This is a genomic window from Algoriphagus vanfongensis DSM 17529 (genome assembly GCF_000429465.1).
In the GTDB taxonomy this organism is placed as follows: Bacteria; Bacteroidota; Bacteroidia; order Cytophagales; family Cyclobacteriaceae; genus Algoriphagus; species Algoriphagus vanfongensis.
In genome coordinates, this window is record NZ_AUBX01000009.1 from 746,664 (window position 1) to 762,809 (window position 16,146).

General features: G+C 43.5%; 13 protein-coding genes. 10 read left to right on the forward strand and 3 right to left on the reverse strand.

The features are described from left to right. The first annotated feature begins 130 nt into the window (after positions 1-130). From G460_RS0104630 to G460_RS0104665, 8 genes are all read left to right on the forward strand, one after another. Positions 131-1,096 carry a vWA domain-containing protein gene (locus G460_RS0104630; protein WP_026954266.1) on the forward strand — a complete coding sequence of 322 codons (966 nt, stop codon included), beginning with the start codon at positions 131-133 and terminating at the stop codon, positions 1,094-1,096. Then, positions 1,096-1,740 (forward strand): hypothetical protein, encoded by a 645-nt coding sequence (locus tag G460_RS0104635; RefSeq protein WP_026954267.1) that lies wholly within the window; start codon positions 1,096-1,098, stop codon positions 1,738-1,740. The genes G460_RS0104630 and G460_RS0104635 overlap by 1 nt, the downstream gene beginning before the upstream one ends. Position 1,741: 1 nt before the next feature. Further along, positions 1,742-2,350: a hypothetical protein gene (locus G460_RS0104640; RefSeq protein ID WP_026954268.1), complete on the forward strand. Its 609-nt coding sequence runs from the start codon at positions 1,742-1,744 to the stop codon at positions 2,348-2,350. 99 nt (positions 2,351-2,449) lie between these two features. Then, positions 2,450-3,631 (forward strand): acetyl-CoA C-acyltransferase, encoded by a 1,182-nt coding sequence (locus G460_RS0104645; protein WP_026954269.1) that lies wholly within the window; start codon positions 2,450-2,452, stop codon positions 3,629-3,631. A 43-nt stretch (positions 3,632-3,674) separates the two neighbouring features. Next, positions 3,675-4,760, forward strand: coding sequence for a toxin-antitoxin system YwqK family antitoxin (locus tag G460_RS0104650; RefSeq protein ID WP_026954270.1), 1,086 nt, complete (start codon positions 3,675-3,677; stop codon positions 4,758-4,760). Positions 4,761-4,818: 58 nt separating this feature from the next. Further along, positions 4,819-5,766 carry a phosphoribosylaminoimidazolesuccinocarboxamide synthase gene (locus tag G460_RS0104655; RefSeq protein WP_026954271.1) on the forward strand — a complete coding sequence of 316 codons (948 nt, stop codon included), beginning with the start codon at positions 4,819-4,821 and terminating at the stop codon, positions 5,764-5,766. Between the two features lie 8 nt (positions 5,767-5,774). Further along, positions 5,775-6,155 (forward strand): STAS domain-containing protein, encoded by a 381-nt coding sequence (locus tag G460_RS0104660; RefSeq protein ID WP_026954272.1) that lies wholly within the window; start codon positions 5,775-5,777, stop codon positions 6,153-6,155. Beyond that, a complete protein-coding gene (locus tag G460_RS0104665; protein ID WP_026954273.1) occupies positions 6,152-7,069 on the forward strand; it encodes a ribonuclease Z in 918 nt (305 codons plus the stop codon). The genes G460_RS0104660 and G460_RS0104665 overlap by 4 nt, the downstream gene beginning before the upstream one ends. 5 nt (positions 7,070-7,074) lie before the next feature. Here the strand turns inward: G460_RS0104665 and G460_RS0104670 are convergent, their stop codons facing one another. From G460_RS0104670 to G460_RS0104680, 3 genes are read right to left on the reverse strand one after another with little or no spacing between them, the layout of a single operon-like run. Beyond that, complete coding sequence (locus tag G460_RS0104670; protein WP_035463846.1) at positions 7,075-8,220, reverse strand: efflux RND transporter periplasmic adaptor subunit; 1,146 nt, start codon at positions 8,218-8,220, stop codon at positions 7,075-7,077. Between the two features lie 13 nt (positions 8,221-8,233). Beyond that, entirely contained in the window at positions 8,234-11,503 is a 3,270-nt protein-coding gene (locus G460_RS0104675; protein ID WP_026954275.1) for an efflux RND transporter permease subunit, read from the reverse strand. Positions 11,504-11,512: 9 nt separating this feature from the next. Further along, positions 11,513-12,892, reverse strand: coding sequence for a TolC family protein (locus tag G460_RS0104680; protein WP_026954276.1), 1,380 nt, complete (start codon positions 12,890-12,892; stop codon positions 11,513-11,515). A gap of 362 nt (positions 12,893-13,254) precedes the next feature. Here G460_RS0104680 and G460_RS0104685 point away from each other — a divergent pair, with 362 nt between their 5' ends. Continuing rightward, positions 13,255-14,046, forward strand: coding sequence for a queuosine precursor transporter (locus G460_RS0104685; protein WP_035463848.1), 792 nt, complete (start codon positions 13,255-13,257; stop codon positions 14,044-14,046). Between the two features lie 348 nt (positions 14,047-14,394). Beyond that, positions 14,395-16,137 (forward strand): DEAD/DEAH box helicase, encoded by a 1,743-nt coding sequence (locus tag G460_RS0104695; RefSeq protein ID WP_026954278.1) that lies wholly within the window; start codon positions 14,395-14,397, stop codon positions 16,135-16,137. Positions 16,138-16,146: the final 9 nt, after the last annotated feature.

Genomic DNA, 16,146 nt, shown 5'->3' on the forward strand with positions numbered 1-16,146 from the left:
CATCGCAAATTACTGCCTACACGTCAGCCAACAATTAATGTTTGTTAATTCTGCTGATCCTATGCTGAGTGGGATCAACCATTCGTGGCAAATTTCTTTTAAAGTAAGCTTTATTTTATAATTTCAGGCCATGATTTGGGCTTATCCTGACTATAAGTTATTTGCGATTCTTGGGGGAATATTCACCCTTTTGTATATCATCTATTTGTATAGGTATTGGACGATCAATCGTCGACTACAGGTCGAAAAACGCCGTCTATTTACCAAACTCGTATTGAGAACACTATACTTTCTCCTTTTTCTGATAGCATTGGCCGGACCTTCTATCGGGTCTTCTACCAAGGAAATCAAAGAAGAAGGCAAAGACATTTTTATTGCTGTGGATCTTTCGCAATCCATGAATGCGCAGGACATCGGTCCAAATCGCCTCCAGCGGGTGAAGTTTGAGCTTAAAAATCTCATTAAAAGCTTCCCGTCAGATCGGATCGGCTTGATTATTTTCTCCTCAGAGGCTTACATGCAATGTCCTTTGACATTTGATCAAAATGTGCTACAGCTCTATATCGATGGCTTAAATACTGGATTGGTTCCCAATTCCGGCACCGACCTCAATGGTCCTTTGAGAATGGCTTTGGATCGATTTATCAATGATGAAGGTCAGGAAGTGAAATCAAAGTCTGTGATTTTGATTTCTGATGGTGAAAATTTCGGTGACGATCTGGAAGACATCGGTTCTCAGCTGAATGATGCTGGTGTAAAAGTATTTGCTCTAGGCATCGGAACTGATCAGGGGAGCACCATTCCAAGAGGAAATGGTGTGATCATTGACCCGAGTACTGGCCAACCAGCCGAAACCAAAATAGACCGGGCAGCGTTGCAGCAAGTCGCTTCTGAGACAAGAGGTCAATATTTTGAAATCTCGGATCAAACCCAAGAATTGGGCGATTTGACAGCCGCTTTGGAGCGTCTCGAAGGCGGAACCGTTGGCACCAGACAGATCGAAACTTCCTCCAATAAGTATTTTTATTTTCTACTGGCAGGGCTAATTCTATCCCTGTTGGATATGATTTTACCCATCAAAACTATCAAACTGTAATGAGCTGGAGCAAAATCATCCTTTCCGTATTCTTGCTGATACCGGCTTCCTGGACTCGGGATTCAAGATTGAACTCAGCCATTGATTTGGCCGCAGAGAGCTATGCCAAAGGAGAATATGAAAAATCTATCCAAGAACATTTGGCCATAGTGGAGCAGTTTCAGGTCGAGCCGGCAGAGTTGAGTTTCAACTTGGGCCTGAGCTATCACTACAATGAGCAAGATGATGAGGCCGCCATGTACTTTGACAAAGCTTCCACTGCTGCCAACACTACGCTATCTTCCTTTGGTTTCAATCAAGGTGGAGTCATTTTGGGAAACAAAAAAGAATACGACGCAGCGCTGAGCAAATTCAAGTCAGCACTGATCAAAGATCCACTGAACGAAGAAGCCAGACATAACTATGAGCTCCTGGCTCGCTGGAAAAAAAGAGACGAGGAAAGACAAAACCAAGATCAAAATCAGCCCGAACCATCAGAATTTGCCAAACGCAAAAAGGCAGAAGCTGACAGGTTGGTTGAACAATTTAGGTTCAATGATGCGTTACAGGTAATGTCGGAGGCTCTGCAGCAGGATGAGACTGTCGCAGCCTATCAGGAATTCATAGGAAGCCTTCAAGAGATCAACGAAATAGACCAAAACTAACATGAAATATCTATTCAGTTTTCTATTTGTATTGGCCGCATGGACTGTTCAGGCTCAAAGCGCCGGTGATTTTTTCAACCGTGCAGCGCGCTCCTATGTCAAAACTGAAAAGGAAGATGCGCTCAAAACGATCAATGATGGTCTGAGCAAATATCCTGACGACAGCAAACTTAAAGCTCTCAAAGAAAAACTTGAAAAAGAGCAGGAACAGGAGCAGAATCAAAATCAGCAGCAGCAGGACCAAGAAAACAAAGAACAACAGCAGCAGCAACAGCAAAATCAAAGTCAAGGAGAAGACGGAGAACAGCAGGACTCCAAAGACCAAGGAGAAAAAACAGAGGAGGACAAAGCCAAAGAGTCTCAATCCGGAGATCCTCAAGATAAAAGTGATGATCCCGCAAGTGAAAACGCCAATGACCAGATGGATGCCAATCTCGCTGATCGGCAGAAAGCCATGGAGGAATTCAAAGAAAAGCTTAAAGCAATGAACCTGACTCCAGAGCAAGCAGCTCAAATCTTGGAAAGTATGAATGCTGCAGAACTCCGCTACATCCAACAAAACAAGAAAAAGGCCACAGAAAGACCAAAAAGAGGGATTCCTGATTGGTAAGATGTGGGATGTGGGAGGTAAGGAGGTTGGATAATTGATTGAATACTTTGTACATGGTACCTTGTACTTTGTACTTTCTTAGAATAAACCCAAACAGACATGAGTAAAGAAGTTTATATCGTTTCAGCAGTCCGCACTCCATTGGGAAGTTTCGGAGGCAAATTAGCCAACCTTTCTGCCGTAGAGCTTGGCAGCACCGCAATCAAAGGAGCTTTGAAAAAAGCTGGCGTGCAAGCAGACTCGGTCCAGGAAGTATTCATGGGAAATGTAATTTCCGCAAACTTGGGTCAAGCTCCTGCAAGACAAGCAGCTATCGGAGCTGGAGTTGGCTATCAGGTTCCTTGCACTACAATCAATAAAGTATGTGCTTCTGGAATGAAAGCGGTCATGTTTGGGGCCCAATCCATCATGCTGGGGATCAATGACGTAGTGGTAGCAGGAGGAATGGAAAGTATGTCCAATGTCCCCTTTTATGTCCCCAAAGCTAGGTTTGGATACAAATACGGCAATGCAGAATTCGTAGACGGCCTCGTCAAAGACGGTCTTTTTGAAGTCTATTATAAGTTCCCAATGGGAAACTGTGCAGACAATACGGCTAAGGAAATGAAGATTTCTAGGGAAGATCAAGATGCCTACGCTATCCAGTCTTACCAACGCGCTGCTGATGCCTGGGCCAAGGGAAATTTCAAAGAAGAAGTGATTCCTGTAGAAATGAAAGGTCGCAAAGGAGAAACGATTGTGATCGACGAGGATGAAGAATATAAGAATGTAATGTTTGAAAAAATCCCTTCACTTCGTCCTGTTTTTGATAAGGAAGGTACCGTGACAGCAGCCAATGCATCTACTATGAATGACGGAGCATCCGCTTTGGTGTTGGTCAGTAAAGAAAAAATGGAAGAGTTGGGATTAAAACCCTTAGCCAAAATTAGAGGTTTTGCAGATGCTGCGACCGATCCACTTTGGTTTACCACCGCTCCTGCCCTAGCTATTCCCAAAGCCATCAAACATGCAGGAATTAGCGCCTCTGATGTTGATTTTTACGAGATTAATGAAGCCTTCTCTGCCGTAGCATTGGCCAATCAGAAAGAACTGAATCTAGATCCGCAAAAGCTGAATGTCTATGGAGGAGCTGTCTCTCTAGGCCATCCACTCGGAGCTTCTGGAGCCAGAATTATCGCCACACTCAATTCCGTGCTCCATCAGGAAGCCGGTTCCATAGGGGTAGCAGGCATCTGTAATGGAGGTGGCGGCGCCTCAGCTATAGTTTTGGAGAAAATGTAATTTCAAAATCTCGTTCGTTAGCAATTTGCTTCCTAATTCTTCTATGACAAAAACTCTTCTTTTAGCTTTTTCTCTCCTAGTCTGCCTAGAGTCCTATGCGCAAGATACAATCAGGACCTACTATGATGAGGACGAAACCATGCTCAAGGAAACCTACGTCCGGATCAATGGTCTGGCTCAAGGAACTGTCAAACGATTCGATGAAGAAGGCAATCTAGTTCAAGTCGGCACTTTGAAAGATGATCAAAGGGAAGGCTTTTTCTATGACCTTTCTCCTATCAATGGCGACACGTTGAAGTTCACCCAATTTGTCAACAATAAAAGAACTGGTCCAAGCAAAAGCTTTTTTGAAAACGGGCAAGTTCAGCAAGAGCTGACCTATGAAAATGATCAGATCCAAGGGGAAGTCATAAGCTACAATCCCGATGGCTCAGTGATGGACAGGACGATGTTCAAAGACAACAAGCCAGATGGAATGAGCGAACGTTTTTTCCCGAACGGCCAGTTGATGCTAAAAGCTTCCTATTCGCAAGGGGTTTTGGATGGATCTCGTGCCGAATACTTCGATAATGGAAATCCACGCAGAATTAGCCAATACAAGAATGGAGAGTTGGATGGAAGAGAAACAGTCTATTTCGAAAATGGGCAGATAGAAGCTGAGATGGATTACAAAAAGGGAGAACTCCACGGAGTCTACCATCTCAACTATCCCAATGGAGCCAAACATCGAAGAAGTACCTATAAAAATGGCCTATTGGAAGGAGAAATTTTGCTTTACTATCAGGGTGGAGCACTTCGCGAAAAAGGCCTTTTCAAAAAAGGAATAGCGCAGGTCCCATACGAAATCTATTATGAATCCGGTAAGATAAAAACCAAGACAATAATAGGTCCGGCTTCTTTGCCTCTGCAAGAAAGCCACTATTATGAAAATGGACAGCTTCAATCTAAGATCCCTTATCACAACGGACAGAAAGAAGGAGAAGTCAGGACATACCGAGAAGATGGGACTCTAGCAGAGATAAGTCAATTTACCGCGGGTAAACTAGACGGAAAAAGAGAGTATTACGATGAGTCCGGACAACTGACCCAAACAGAATATTACTCCAAAGGGAAGTTAATCGACAAATAATCCACTTTTGGAAAGCAATAAGGAAAAGCTTTTTCTATTTTTGCCAAAAATCAAGAGCATGAGTCAAGCGATCAAAGAAACACACTTTCAGTTCCCCGAGCAGCAGGGATTCTACAAAGGAAAGGTTCGAGATGTATATATTTTTGAAAAAGAGCTGGTAGTAGTCGCGTCCGACAGAATATCCGCTTTTGATGTCGTCCTCCCTCGGGCGATTCCTTTCAAAGGACAAGTACTGAATCAGATCGCCGCCAAATTTCTAAAGGCTACTTCAGACATCGTTCCCAACTGGGTCAGCGCCACTCCCGATCCCAATGTAACGATCGGAAAAAGGTGTGAACCATTCAAAGTAGAAATGGTGATTCGAGGCTATATGTCAGGACATGCCGCCCGTGAATACAAAGCCGGAAAGAGATTGCTTTGTGGAGTAGAAATGCCGGAAGGAATGAAAGAAAATGATGCTTTCCCTACGCCGATCATCACTCCGACCACTAAGGCAATGGACGGTGCACACGATGAGGACATTTCTAAGGAAGATATATTGGCCAAAGGAATCGTGAGTCCTGAAGACTATGCAGTGCTAGAAAAATATACACGAGCGCTATTCCAGAGAGGTCAGGAAATGGCGCAAGAAATGGGATTGATTCTGGTGGACACCAAGTATGAATTTGGTAAATTTGGGGACGAAATCTATCTGATAGACGAGATCCATACACCAGACTCATCAAGGTATTTCTACGCAGAAGGATATGAAGAAAATCAAGCCCAAGAATTGCCGCAAAAACAACTCTCTAAGGAATTTGTAAGGCAGTGGTTGATCTCCAACGGTTTTCAGGGAAAAGAAGGACAGGTAGTGCCTGAAATGACAGATGAAATTGTAGAAAGTATCTCAGATCGCTATATTGAGCTCTTCGAAAAAATCACCGGAGAAAAATTCCAAAAAGCAGCAACAGACCAATTGGAAAATAGAATCGAACAGGCTGTTCTTTCTTACCTTTCCAAAAATTAATACAGACTATGAAATACAGTATCGATAAAAAAGAACAATACGTCATATTTACTCCAATGGAGGATAAACTGGACTCACTTTTGGCTCCAGTATTGAAATCAGAACTTTTGACTGTTCACGCTGAAGGCTACGAAAACCTTGTTTTGGATATGAGTCAGGTGAAATACGTTGACTCTTCAGGCTTGAGCGCCCTATTGGTAGGTGATCGAGAATTCGGCAAAAATGGCGGGATCTTTTTGATCTCAGGCGTGCAGGACCACGTGATGAAACTCTTGAAAATCTCCATGCTGGACAAGAAACTCAACTTGGTCAGTTCTCTGGAGGAAGCTTCTGAAGCTATCTTCATCCATGCCATCGAAAACGGAGCTGAAGAAGAGGAAGAAGATTGATCAGAGATTTTGAAGTAACCATACTCGGCAACACCTCTTCCATCCCAGCGCATGGAAGGAATCATACTTCACAGGTGATCCGACTAGGTCAGAATTTGATACTTCTCGACTGTGGAGAAGGAACGCAGATCCAACTGCGCAGATTCAAGGTCAAAACTTCAAAAATCTCCCACATTTTCATATCACATTTACACGGGGACCATTACCTGGGACTGGTAGGATTGCTTTCAAGCTACAATCTGTCCCGGCGTAAAAGTCCCCTTTTTCTATTTGGGCCTCCGGGATTGGATGACATTATCACGACCCACTTCAGACATAGTCATACAGAACTCACCTATCCTATTCATTTTCAAGCCACTGCCCCCAATGGAATGAATCAATTGGTGGATCATGCTCACTTTAAAGTATTCAGTTTTCCATTGAGACATCGGCTTCCGACGACAGGCTTTTTGATTCGTGAAAAACCTGGGTATAGAAACCTGATTAAAGAAAAACTTCAACGACAAAAAGTACCCTTGGAAGCCATTCACTCACTGAGAAATGGAGTGGACTATGTCGGGGCTGATGGATCGTTTTATTCCGTTCGGGAGTATTGTCACCCTGCTTCGCATTTGAGGTCTTATGCGTATTGCTCGGATACTATCTATCATCCTGAGATAATCGATTACTTCAAGCGAGTTGATTTACTATACCATGAATCTACTTTTTTGGAAGCAGACAGTGCTCGGGCTGAAGTCACTTTTCACAGTACAGCCAAGCAAGCAGCGGAAATAGCCAAACTGGCTGGAGCCAAAAAGTTACTCTTGGGGCATTTTTCCTCCCGATATGGGAATTTGGGCCCCCTCTTGGAAGAGGCTCAAACCGTTTTCCCGGACAGCATTATCAGTGTGGAAGGCGAAACCTACCCCATTTAAAAGACTCATTCAGTAAGTCTTACATTCAGTAAGGATTGATTTCTTATTTCTTCACTAGGCCTAACCAAAATCGTATCTCCTGCTGCAATCTTTCCAAATATTTCTATTTGATCCAGACTTTTCTTTCCTAGAGAAATGTCAACCCAATCTGCTTTTCCTCCGGAATTTTTAATCACATAGGTACCTGTGGTAGAATATAATACCGAAGCTGCTGGAATCACCAAAGACTTTTCACCCGACTGAATAGGCAAAGTCACTTCGGCGACCATTCCTGGTAAAAACTCCCCATCGGGATTGGCTACGTCCATTTCAATGTATTCAGATCGAAGCCTTTCATCCAAAGCACCTGCTTTTCTGGATATCTTGGCTGCATATTCTTTTCCCGGAAGGGATTGAACTGTGAAAGAAACCAAGTCGTCATTTTTCAGATTGGCAGCGTAGAGTTCAGGAACTTTCACTACCAATCGAAGCAAACCCAATTCTTTTAAAGTGAAAATCGGAAACTCAGATCCTTTTCCGCTGGGACCGACATAGGCACCCAAGCTTACATTTCTTTCGGTAATCACTCCAGAAAAAGGGGCTCTGATCTCCAAATATCCTTTGGTATCCATGATTTCTTTGAATGCGGCCTTAGCAGATTCCCAGTTTGCCAAATCCGATTCTTGCTTGGCAAAAGCCATCTCCAGATCATTCTCGCTGACAGTCCCTGGGGTTTCACTGGTTCTTTTCAATCGATCATAGCTCGCCTTACTTGCCAAGTATATCGCTTCAAAGGACTTGAGCCGGGATTCAGCACCAGCTAATCGACTACTGATTTCAGGAGCCTCAAGAGTCGCCAACAATTCCCCTTTCTTAACTTGAGAACCCACATCCACCCGGAGATTCTCAACAAAGCTACTCACCTTTGCATAGAGGTCTACTTCCTGATACGCAATCAGCTCTCCCGGAATCCGAAAATCTGAAGCCAAAGATTCATTTCCGATAATCATCCCATCCAATGCAATCTCTTGGGATGTCGTTGCTTCCGAATGAACCTCCTCTGACTTGGATTCACATCCCCAGATCAAAGCTGCCAAGATGCTAGACATCCATAGTTTACTGGGAATGAACACCTTATTTTTTGAAATAATGGAAGTATAAATGGAAAACATAGCTTTCTGAAGTTTAAGAGTTAGCATGGGAATGAGGTACATAATGGATACTTTCTTCGTCCTCTGGGTCCAAGGACACACTCTGCGTGGTTGTTTTTTCCTGAGCCCATGAAAATGTCAAAGGAAGTATGAAAAGCGCTGCAATCGTGGAAGCTGCCAGTCCACCTACGACTGCCCTACCCAATGGGGAGGTTTGATCACCTGCCTCACCAAAACCGATCGCCATCGGAATCATGCCCACAATCATCGCCAAGGCGGTCATCACGATCGGTCTCATTCGCAAAGAAGCCGCCTCCTTGGCAGAAAGCAGGGCATTGCCATTTCTTATCCTGAGCTCTTCGGCATTGGTAATCAACAAGACCGCATTGGAAATCGACACCCCGACAGACATGATGATTCCCATGTAAGATTGGAGATTTAGCGTGGAGCCTACCGAAACCAAAAGCAAAAGAGATCCGAGCAAAACAGCCGGAACTGTCACCAGAACTACTCCTGATACCTTGAATGATTGAAAATTGGCAGCCAACATCAAGAAAATCACGATGATCGCTACCAATAGTCCACTTTCAAGACTTGCTAAGGTTTCGATCAAGGTAGAGCTCATCCCGATCAGATCCACACTCAAGCCTCTCGGCAACTCACCTAAATCAGCAATGGCCTTATCCACTTCTTTCGCAGCTGTCGCCAGATCGACACCATGGAGGTTGGCTGTGACCGTCAACATGGGCATAGTTCCCAAATTATTGATCTCACCCTCCGTAGTCCCTTCTTCAAACGTAGCGATATCGCTAAGAATCGGCCGGGCTTGATTTCTGACGAGCGGAATTTCTCCCAGCTCATGCAAATTATTCATTGTTCCCTCTGGCACCTGAATCTGTACACTGTAGGTATTCCCGATATTCTGATCAATCCAGACATTTTTTTCTACCAGTCTCGAGGATGAAATCGATGCGATCAAGGATCGGGAAATATTCTGAACGTCAATTCCCAAACGAGCCGCCTTTTGTCGATCAATTTTAATGTTGATGGTTGGGTAGTTCACCGATTGCCCCAATTGTACATCGCGGAGGATAGCTAATTCTTTCAGCCGGTCTATTAGTTTCTGGGCATATTCCCGATTGTTTTGTTTGTTTCTTCCTGATAGCCTCACCTCTATCGGAGTCGGCGAGCCCTGGCTCAAAATCTTATCCGTCAATTCAATCGGTTCGAAAGAAAGACGCATTTGCGGATTGATTTCCTTGGCTTTGTCACGAATTTGATCTTTGAGCGCATCCAAATCAAAATCCACCTCTCCTTCCATGGCCACCATCATGGCCGCTTCATGCGGGCCTTGCATCCAAAGAAATACCGGATTGATAGAATACGTCTGGGGATGCAAACCGATGTAAGTGGAAGAAATCACCTTCACATCCTCTCCCACCAATTCTTGGATGCCATCCAATAATTTGATGGTTTCCAGTTCTGTTTTTTCCATTCGGGTCCCATCTGGCAGCCTCATTCTCAACTGGAATTGACTCCCGTCTACTTTGGGCAAAACATCCCTTCCGATGCCCGCTACCAAAAGTCCTACCAAGAGAATACTTACAATCAAATAGATGCTGACGATCGGTTTTTTGTAGGGCATCATTTTGTCCAATGAAGACAAATAGCGTCGTCTTAAGCGTTCAAACAGATCAATTTTTCCATCCTGGTTGATATCATCACGAGTTGCCATTTCTTCTTTCTGATGCCAGGTTTCCTCTTCTTCCTCTTCCAAAGTCAACGCATCAGAAGAAATGCTTTTCTTCTTCTCCTCAGGATGAGAATGGGTTTTCATGATCCAGTTTGCCAATACCGGAACAAACGTCTGGGAAAGAAAATAAGAAGCTACCATACTAAATCCAATGGCTAATGCCAATGGCAAAAACAAGGATCCCGGAATCCCTCCCATGCTAAATGCAGGAGCAAAAACGGCCAAAATACAGAGTAGGATCAATAATTTGGGAAAGGCAATCTCTTTACAGGCATGCCAGATCGCTAGAGCTTTTGGCTTGCCCATATCAAAATGCTGATGGATATTTTCGATCGTCACCGTACTCTCATCCACCAAAATTCCAATCGCCAGTGCCAAACCACTTAATGTCATAATATTGATGGTCTGACCAAATAGATTGAGAAAAAGTATGGAAATAATAATGGAGGTAGGAATGGTCAAAATCACAATCAACGCTCCCCTTACATCCCCCAAGAATAGAAAAACCATCAATCCGGTAAGGATGGCGCCAATGATTCCTTCATGAACCAAACTTTCCACCGAATTCACCACGTATTGAGATTGATCAAATTCCAAAGTCAGTTTGACATCCTCGGGCAATTGTTCCTGGATTCCAGGAATATTTTTCTTCAGGTTTTGTACTACATCCCAAGTAGATGCATCTGCACTTTTTGCGATGTTCAGATAAGCCGACCTCCTGCCATTTACCAATGCATAGCCAGTGACGATATCTGCCCCATCCTCGATTTTGGCCACATCTTTCATATAGAGATTGTGTACATCTCCATCTTTGAAAAGTGGGATATTTTCAAAGTCTTCCACCTTTTCCAGAATAGTATTGGAGGGAGTAATGTAGTTTTTGTCTCCGATTCTGATGTTGCCAGACGGTGTCGTGATATTATTCACGCGCATAGCTTCTACCAGCTGATCAGGAGAAAGATTGTACTCCCGCAGCTTTTTGGGATCGACACTGATGACCACTGTCCGGCTACTTCCTCCATTGGGTGGAGAGGAAACCAAACCAGGAATAGAGGTAAAAGTCGATCGCACATAGATATTGGCGATATCCAGCAGCTCATTGTTTGTCCTTCGATCACTGCTCAAGACCAATTGAGCTACCGGTAAGGTCGAAGCATCAAACCTGATAATAAAAGGCGGGTTGGATCCCGGAGGAAAAGCCACCTGAATACGATTGGAAAATGCAGAGACCTCTGCTGCAGCTTGGGCCATATCTGTCCCCGGATAAAACTCAATTTTCATCAGCATCAGCCCCTGAATATTCTTTGTGCTGATTTGTTTGACTCCGTTGACAAACAGGAAAATATTCACATAAGGCTTGGCATAAAAAGCCTCCATCTGCTCCGGCATATAGCCACCATGAGGATGGGAAACATACAGAACAGGTAGATCTAATTGAGGGAAAATGTCAATTTTAATAGAATTGACAGCCTTAATCCCAAAGAACAGCAACCCCAAGACTATCACTAGTATGGTAATGGGCTTCCGTAATGCAAATCGTATTAATTCCATGAAAGGAGGTTAAAGTTCGTTTTCGAAAATTTCAAAATCACCAACAGCGGCTGATTGGTACAGCAGTGCCTGCCATACATTGTTTTGGGCTATCGCCTGATCGGTTTCCGCTCTGATCAATAAGTACAAGGCTTGGGTGACATTGACCAGATCAGACAGGCCGTTTTCATACATGACTAGTTGACGCTGATAAGCTTCAGTAGCAGCTTTCACCTGAATCGGCGCTTCCAGTGCGTTGGAAATAGCATTCTCCATTTTGGTTTTCGCCAGATTGGCATTTTGATTCAGTTCCAAAAAGGCCTGATCATATTCTTTTTGAAGCCCTAAAACCACCTCTTTTTGTGCAGCAGTTTGCTTGGATATCCGTAGCAAATCCGTCAGATTCCAGGTCAGCCCAAAGCCAAATAAATAATTGGAACGGGTGGGTTTGACACCCTGCAAGTAATCATGGGAATAATCCGTCGGGTCTTGGTTGAAATTGCTACCAAAACCTGAAGCTCTGGATTGAAAAACTCCCACTAGCGTCAAAGCCGGATATTTCAAAGTGCTGATATAGGCTCTTTGTTGCTCTCCTGTAGCGATTCTTTGCTGTCTCCAAGCCAAAGTAGGATGAGTAGCCAGCGTCTGTATAGGGTCAGCTGTCTTGGGGAAACCCGCAACAAATGTCGTGTCAGGAACAATAGCATTGAGAGAAGTCCCAGTAAGAATGGTCAACACATTTTGTGCTTCTTGCTCTCTATTTAATGAATTGGTCCAGGCAATTTTGGCATTGGATAGCTCTGCATCCGCCTGAGAGGAATCCGCTCCAGGGATCAGCCCATTTCTAGCCCTAGTCTTGACTATTTGTTGGAAAGTCTCAGCGCGTTCCAGATTTTTCTCAAATGAATCAGTCAACTGATGAGCCGCCAACAAATTCAAATAGGCACTGGCCACTTTCACTTTGTGTTGAAAAATCTCCTGCTGCAAATCCCCTTCACTTTCGATAGCTCGTGCATTTGCTACAGCTATATTTCGTCGACTTCGACCAAAAGCGAATACATCCCAATTGATATTGGCTAGATAAAGTGCCCCAAAAGCCGCCTCCCAAGTCTGGGTATCCCGTGGCAAACCGGAAGAAGCCGCATTCAACCCAAATCCATACATGGGACCGAGCTGCCCATTGACTGTACCATAAGTCTGCTGCGCTCCCAAATTGAAATTGGGCAGATAGTCCCTTCTAGCCTGATCTGAGAGTAATTGGAAGGATTTGGAGTAATGTTGCTTGGAGGTAATGGATCCATAGTTGGAAACCGCCAGACTTAAAGCCTCTTGCAAGGTCAAGGTCTCCTGAGCCTGGAGACTGTTGCTCAGCGAGCCAATGGCCATAAGCACTAAAAGAAGTTTTCGCATAAACCTAAACTGTAATTCAATTCATTTTTTTCGCCCGAACTTCCTCTTCAGAGAAATATTCAGCTAGAAAAAAGGCCAGTTTGGGTTGTGGGTAAGTTGTTAGAATGAACTATCACGATACTCTAGAGATACGCTACATTCTATTGCATAATACCGCTTTCCACGGATCCTTTTCTATGTATATACATAATAGTCGTATTCCTGTTATCAATGGAAAATGACTTACAGGAAAGAAAAAGTCACCATTGAGCTTGACCCTCTACCCGAAAAATCAGAAAACTTTGGCCCAATAACAGTGATTATAATTGCAAAAAATTGAGAAACCGAGAGCATTTCAGCTTTTATCGTCTATTTTCGAACTTATGAACCAAAGCCAGCAAGCCAAAAAAACCAACCTTTTTCTTGTATTAGGATCCATCTTTTTGACGAATGCCATCTTGGCAGAAATCATCGGGGTGAAAATCTTTTCTGCTGAAAAAACCTTGGGATTCGAACCAGCCAATATCAATATTCTGGGTGACTATGTTTTGGATTTCAACTTGACAGCGGGCGCAGTGATCTGGCCGATTGTGTTTATCACCACGGATATCATCAACGAATACTTTGGAAAAAAAGGAGTCCGAAAAATCAGTTTTATCACAGCTGGTCTAATCGCTTATGTGTTTCTAGTGATCGGAATCGTTACCGTTTTGACACCAGCCGATTTTTGGTTGGATGTCAATTCCCAAGGTCCTGATGGAGGTCCCTTTGATATCAGTTTTGCTTTTAATACCATCTTCAGACAAGGGTTGGGCATTATTATCGGTTCATTGACTGCCTTCCTTTTGGGGCAGCTGATCGACGTTTTTGTTTTTCAAAAGCTGAGATCCATCACAGGAGCCAAAATGATCTGGTTAAGAGCTACTGGTTCCACATTAGTTTCTCAGTTTATTGATTCATTTGTAGTCTTGGGAATCGCTTTTTATGTTTTTGGCAATTGGGATTTAAGCCAAATCATTGCAGTGGGTATTATTAATTACATCTACAAGTTTGCAGTCGCCATCTTGCTGACCCCTCTCTTATATGTAGGTCACAGTATCATTGATAACTATTTGGGAAAAGACCTGGCCGAGGAAATGATGAATGAAGCTTCGGAAAATGGAGCTTTTCAATGATTTTGAAAAGAGAGAATATAGATTAAAGAAAAAAAGTAAAGACAGGAAAATAGCAGATTCGTGATTTGGAGATGAGAGCTTATATCCCGGACTTGCTTCATCAAATCGGAGATATTACTGTCAAAACCTCGATTGTTCGACTTCAACCAAATATTTTTTTATCAAATAGCGGATTATTTAAAGATTATTCTAAAAACTTTTGAAGAGTATTTGGTTTCCAAATAAATTACTTCTACTTTTGCACCGTCAATAAGACGCAGAACATTTTTCTGAGCCGTGAAATCCTTTACTGTCGCTTGTCGTGGGATAACACTGGGGAGTACATGGCAAGAAAAGTAAGGAAACATCATGGAAAACAACATTAAATTCTCAGACCTGGGGATTTCTACAGAAATCTTGCAGGCCGTGGAAGAGATGGGCTTTACCCAACCTTCCCCAATCCAAGCTCAAGCTATTCCTTTCGTACTAGAAGGTAGAGATGTCATCGGACAAGCTCAGACCGGTACTGGAAAAACCGCAGCTTTTGCTATTCCGATCATCGAGCTAGTAGATCCTGACTTCAACAGACCTCAAGCGATCATCCTTTGCCCTACTCGTGAACTTGCCGTTCAGGTAGAAGGTGAAATCCAGAAATTAGCCAGATTCCACAAAAAGATCAATTCTGTAGCTATCTACGGTGGTGAGTCTATCGATAAGCAGATTCGCGTATTGAGAAAAGGCGTTCAGATTGTAGTGGGTACTCCAGGTCGTGTGCAAGATCACATCAACAGAGGTACATTGAAGCTGGAAGATGCTGGAATCATCGTATTGGATGAGGCGGACGAAATGCTAGACATGGGCTTTAGAGACGATATCGAAGCCATCTTGCAGGAAATGCCTGAAGAAAGACAAACTGTATTCTTCTCAGCGACTATGGCCAAGCCTATCATGGACTTGACCAGAAAATACCAAAATGATCCTCATATCATCAAGGTTGCTAAGAAAGAATTGACTGTAGATCGTATCGAGCAGGTATTCTACGAAGTGAAGCCTTCCTTGAAAATGGAATTGATGGCTCGCTTGATGACTGTCAATAATTACGCTCTTTCAGTTGTCTTCTGTAACACGAAGAGAATGACAGATGAGGCGACTGAAGCCTTGGGTTCTAGAGGAATCGTAGCTGAAGCACTTCACGGAGATCTATCTCAGGCTCAGAGAGATAAAGTAATGAACAAATTCCGTAAGGGACTTTGTACAGTATTGGTTGCTACTGACGTGGCAGCTAGAGGAATTGACGTAGACAACGTAGAGGCAGTATTCAATTTTGACCTTCCTCTAGATGAAGAATACTACGTTCACAGAATCGGTAGAACAGGTCGTGCGGGTAAGTCCGGAACTGCGATCAACTTTGTGACTGGTAGAAGAGATTTCATGAAAATCAGAGATCTTGAAAAGTACACCAAAGCTACCATCACCAAAATGGCTCCTCCTTCAGTTTCTGAACTGATCGATTTGAAAAAAGCACAATTGGTGAAAGATGTGAACAGACAATTGAGCAAAGAAGATGACAATCAGATCTTCGAAGAGACTGTAGGCCAAATGTTGGCTGAAGGTTTGACGATCGAGCAGGTTGCATTGGGACTACTCAAAATGACAATGGGTGAGGCTGTAAAAGAAATGAGAGATCAGGACTTTGGCTTGCCATCATTCAACGAAAGAAGAAGAGAAAGAGACGGAGGTCGTGGAGAGAGAGGCGGAAGATTCGAGAGAGGTGGAAGATCCGAAAGAGGTGGAAGATTTGAGAGAGGAGACAGACGTGAAGGTGGTAGAGGCGACAGAGATGGTGGAAGAAGACCTGAAAGAGGTCGTGACGCCAACATGGCTCGACTTTTCTTGAACTTGGGTAAGAAAGACAGAATCCGTCCAAATGATATCGTAGGAGCCATCGCAGGTGAAGCCGGAATCCCAGGCCGAAATATCGGTGGAATCGATATCTACGACAACTTCTCCTTTGTAGACGTGCCTAAAGGTGATGCCGATCACGTGATCAAAACCATGAAGCACAACACGATCAAAGGAAAGCCAGTCAATATGGAACTTTCAAAAGGTTAAGTTTTAGTT

What these genes read in the sequence shown, in the direction of transcription:
- G460_RS0104670 (WP_035463846.1), bottom strand. Translation starts at nt 8,220, where the DNA reads ATGTTTTCCATTTATACTTCCATTATTTCAAAAAATAAGGTGTTCATT.
- G460_RS0104635 (WP_026954267.1), top strand. Translation starts at nt 1,096, where the DNA reads ATGAGCTGGAGCAAAATCATCCTTTCCGTATTCTTGCTGATACCGGCT.
- G460_RS0104685 (WP_035463848.1), top strand. Translation starts at nt 13,255, where the DNA reads ATGAACCAAAGCCAGCAAGCCAAAAAAACCAACCTTTTTCTTGTATTA.
- G460_RS0104640 (WP_026954268.1), top strand. Translation starts at nt 1,742, where the DNA reads ATGAAATATCTATTCAGTTTTCTATTTGTATTGGCCGCATGGACTGTT.
- G460_RS0104645 (WP_026954269.1), top strand. Translation starts at nt 2,450, where the DNA reads ATGAGTAAAGAAGTTTATATCGTTTCAGCAGTCCGCACTCCATTGGGA.
- G460_RS0104680 (WP_026954276.1), bottom strand. Translation starts at nt 12,892, where the DNA reads ATGCGAAAACTTCTTTTAGTGCTTATGGCCATTGGCTCGCTGAGCAAC.
- G460_RS0104655 (WP_026954271.1), top strand. Translation starts at nt 4,819, where the DNA reads ATGAGTCAAGCGATCAAAGAAACACACTTTCAGTTCCCCGAGCAGCAG.
- G460_RS0104650 (WP_026954270.1), top strand. Translation starts at nt 3,675, where the DNA reads ATGACAAAAACTCTTCTTTTAGCTTTTTCTCTCCTAGTCTGCCTAGAG.
- G460_RS0104695 (WP_026954278.1), top strand. Translation starts at nt 14,395, where the DNA reads ATGGAAAACAACATTAAATTCTCAGACCTGGGGATTTCTACAGAAATC.
- G460_RS0104675 (WP_026954275.1), bottom strand. Translation starts at nt 11,503, where the DNA reads ATGGAATTAATACGATTTGCATTACGGAAGCCCATTACCATACTAGTG.
- G460_RS0104660 (WP_026954272.1), top strand. Translation starts at nt 5,775, where the DNA reads ATGAAATACAGTATCGATAAAAAAGAACAATACGTCATATTTACTCCA.
- G460_RS0104630 (WP_026954266.1), top strand. Translation starts at nt 131, where the DNA reads ATGATTTGGGCTTATCCTGACTATAAGTTATTTGCGATTCTTGGGGGA.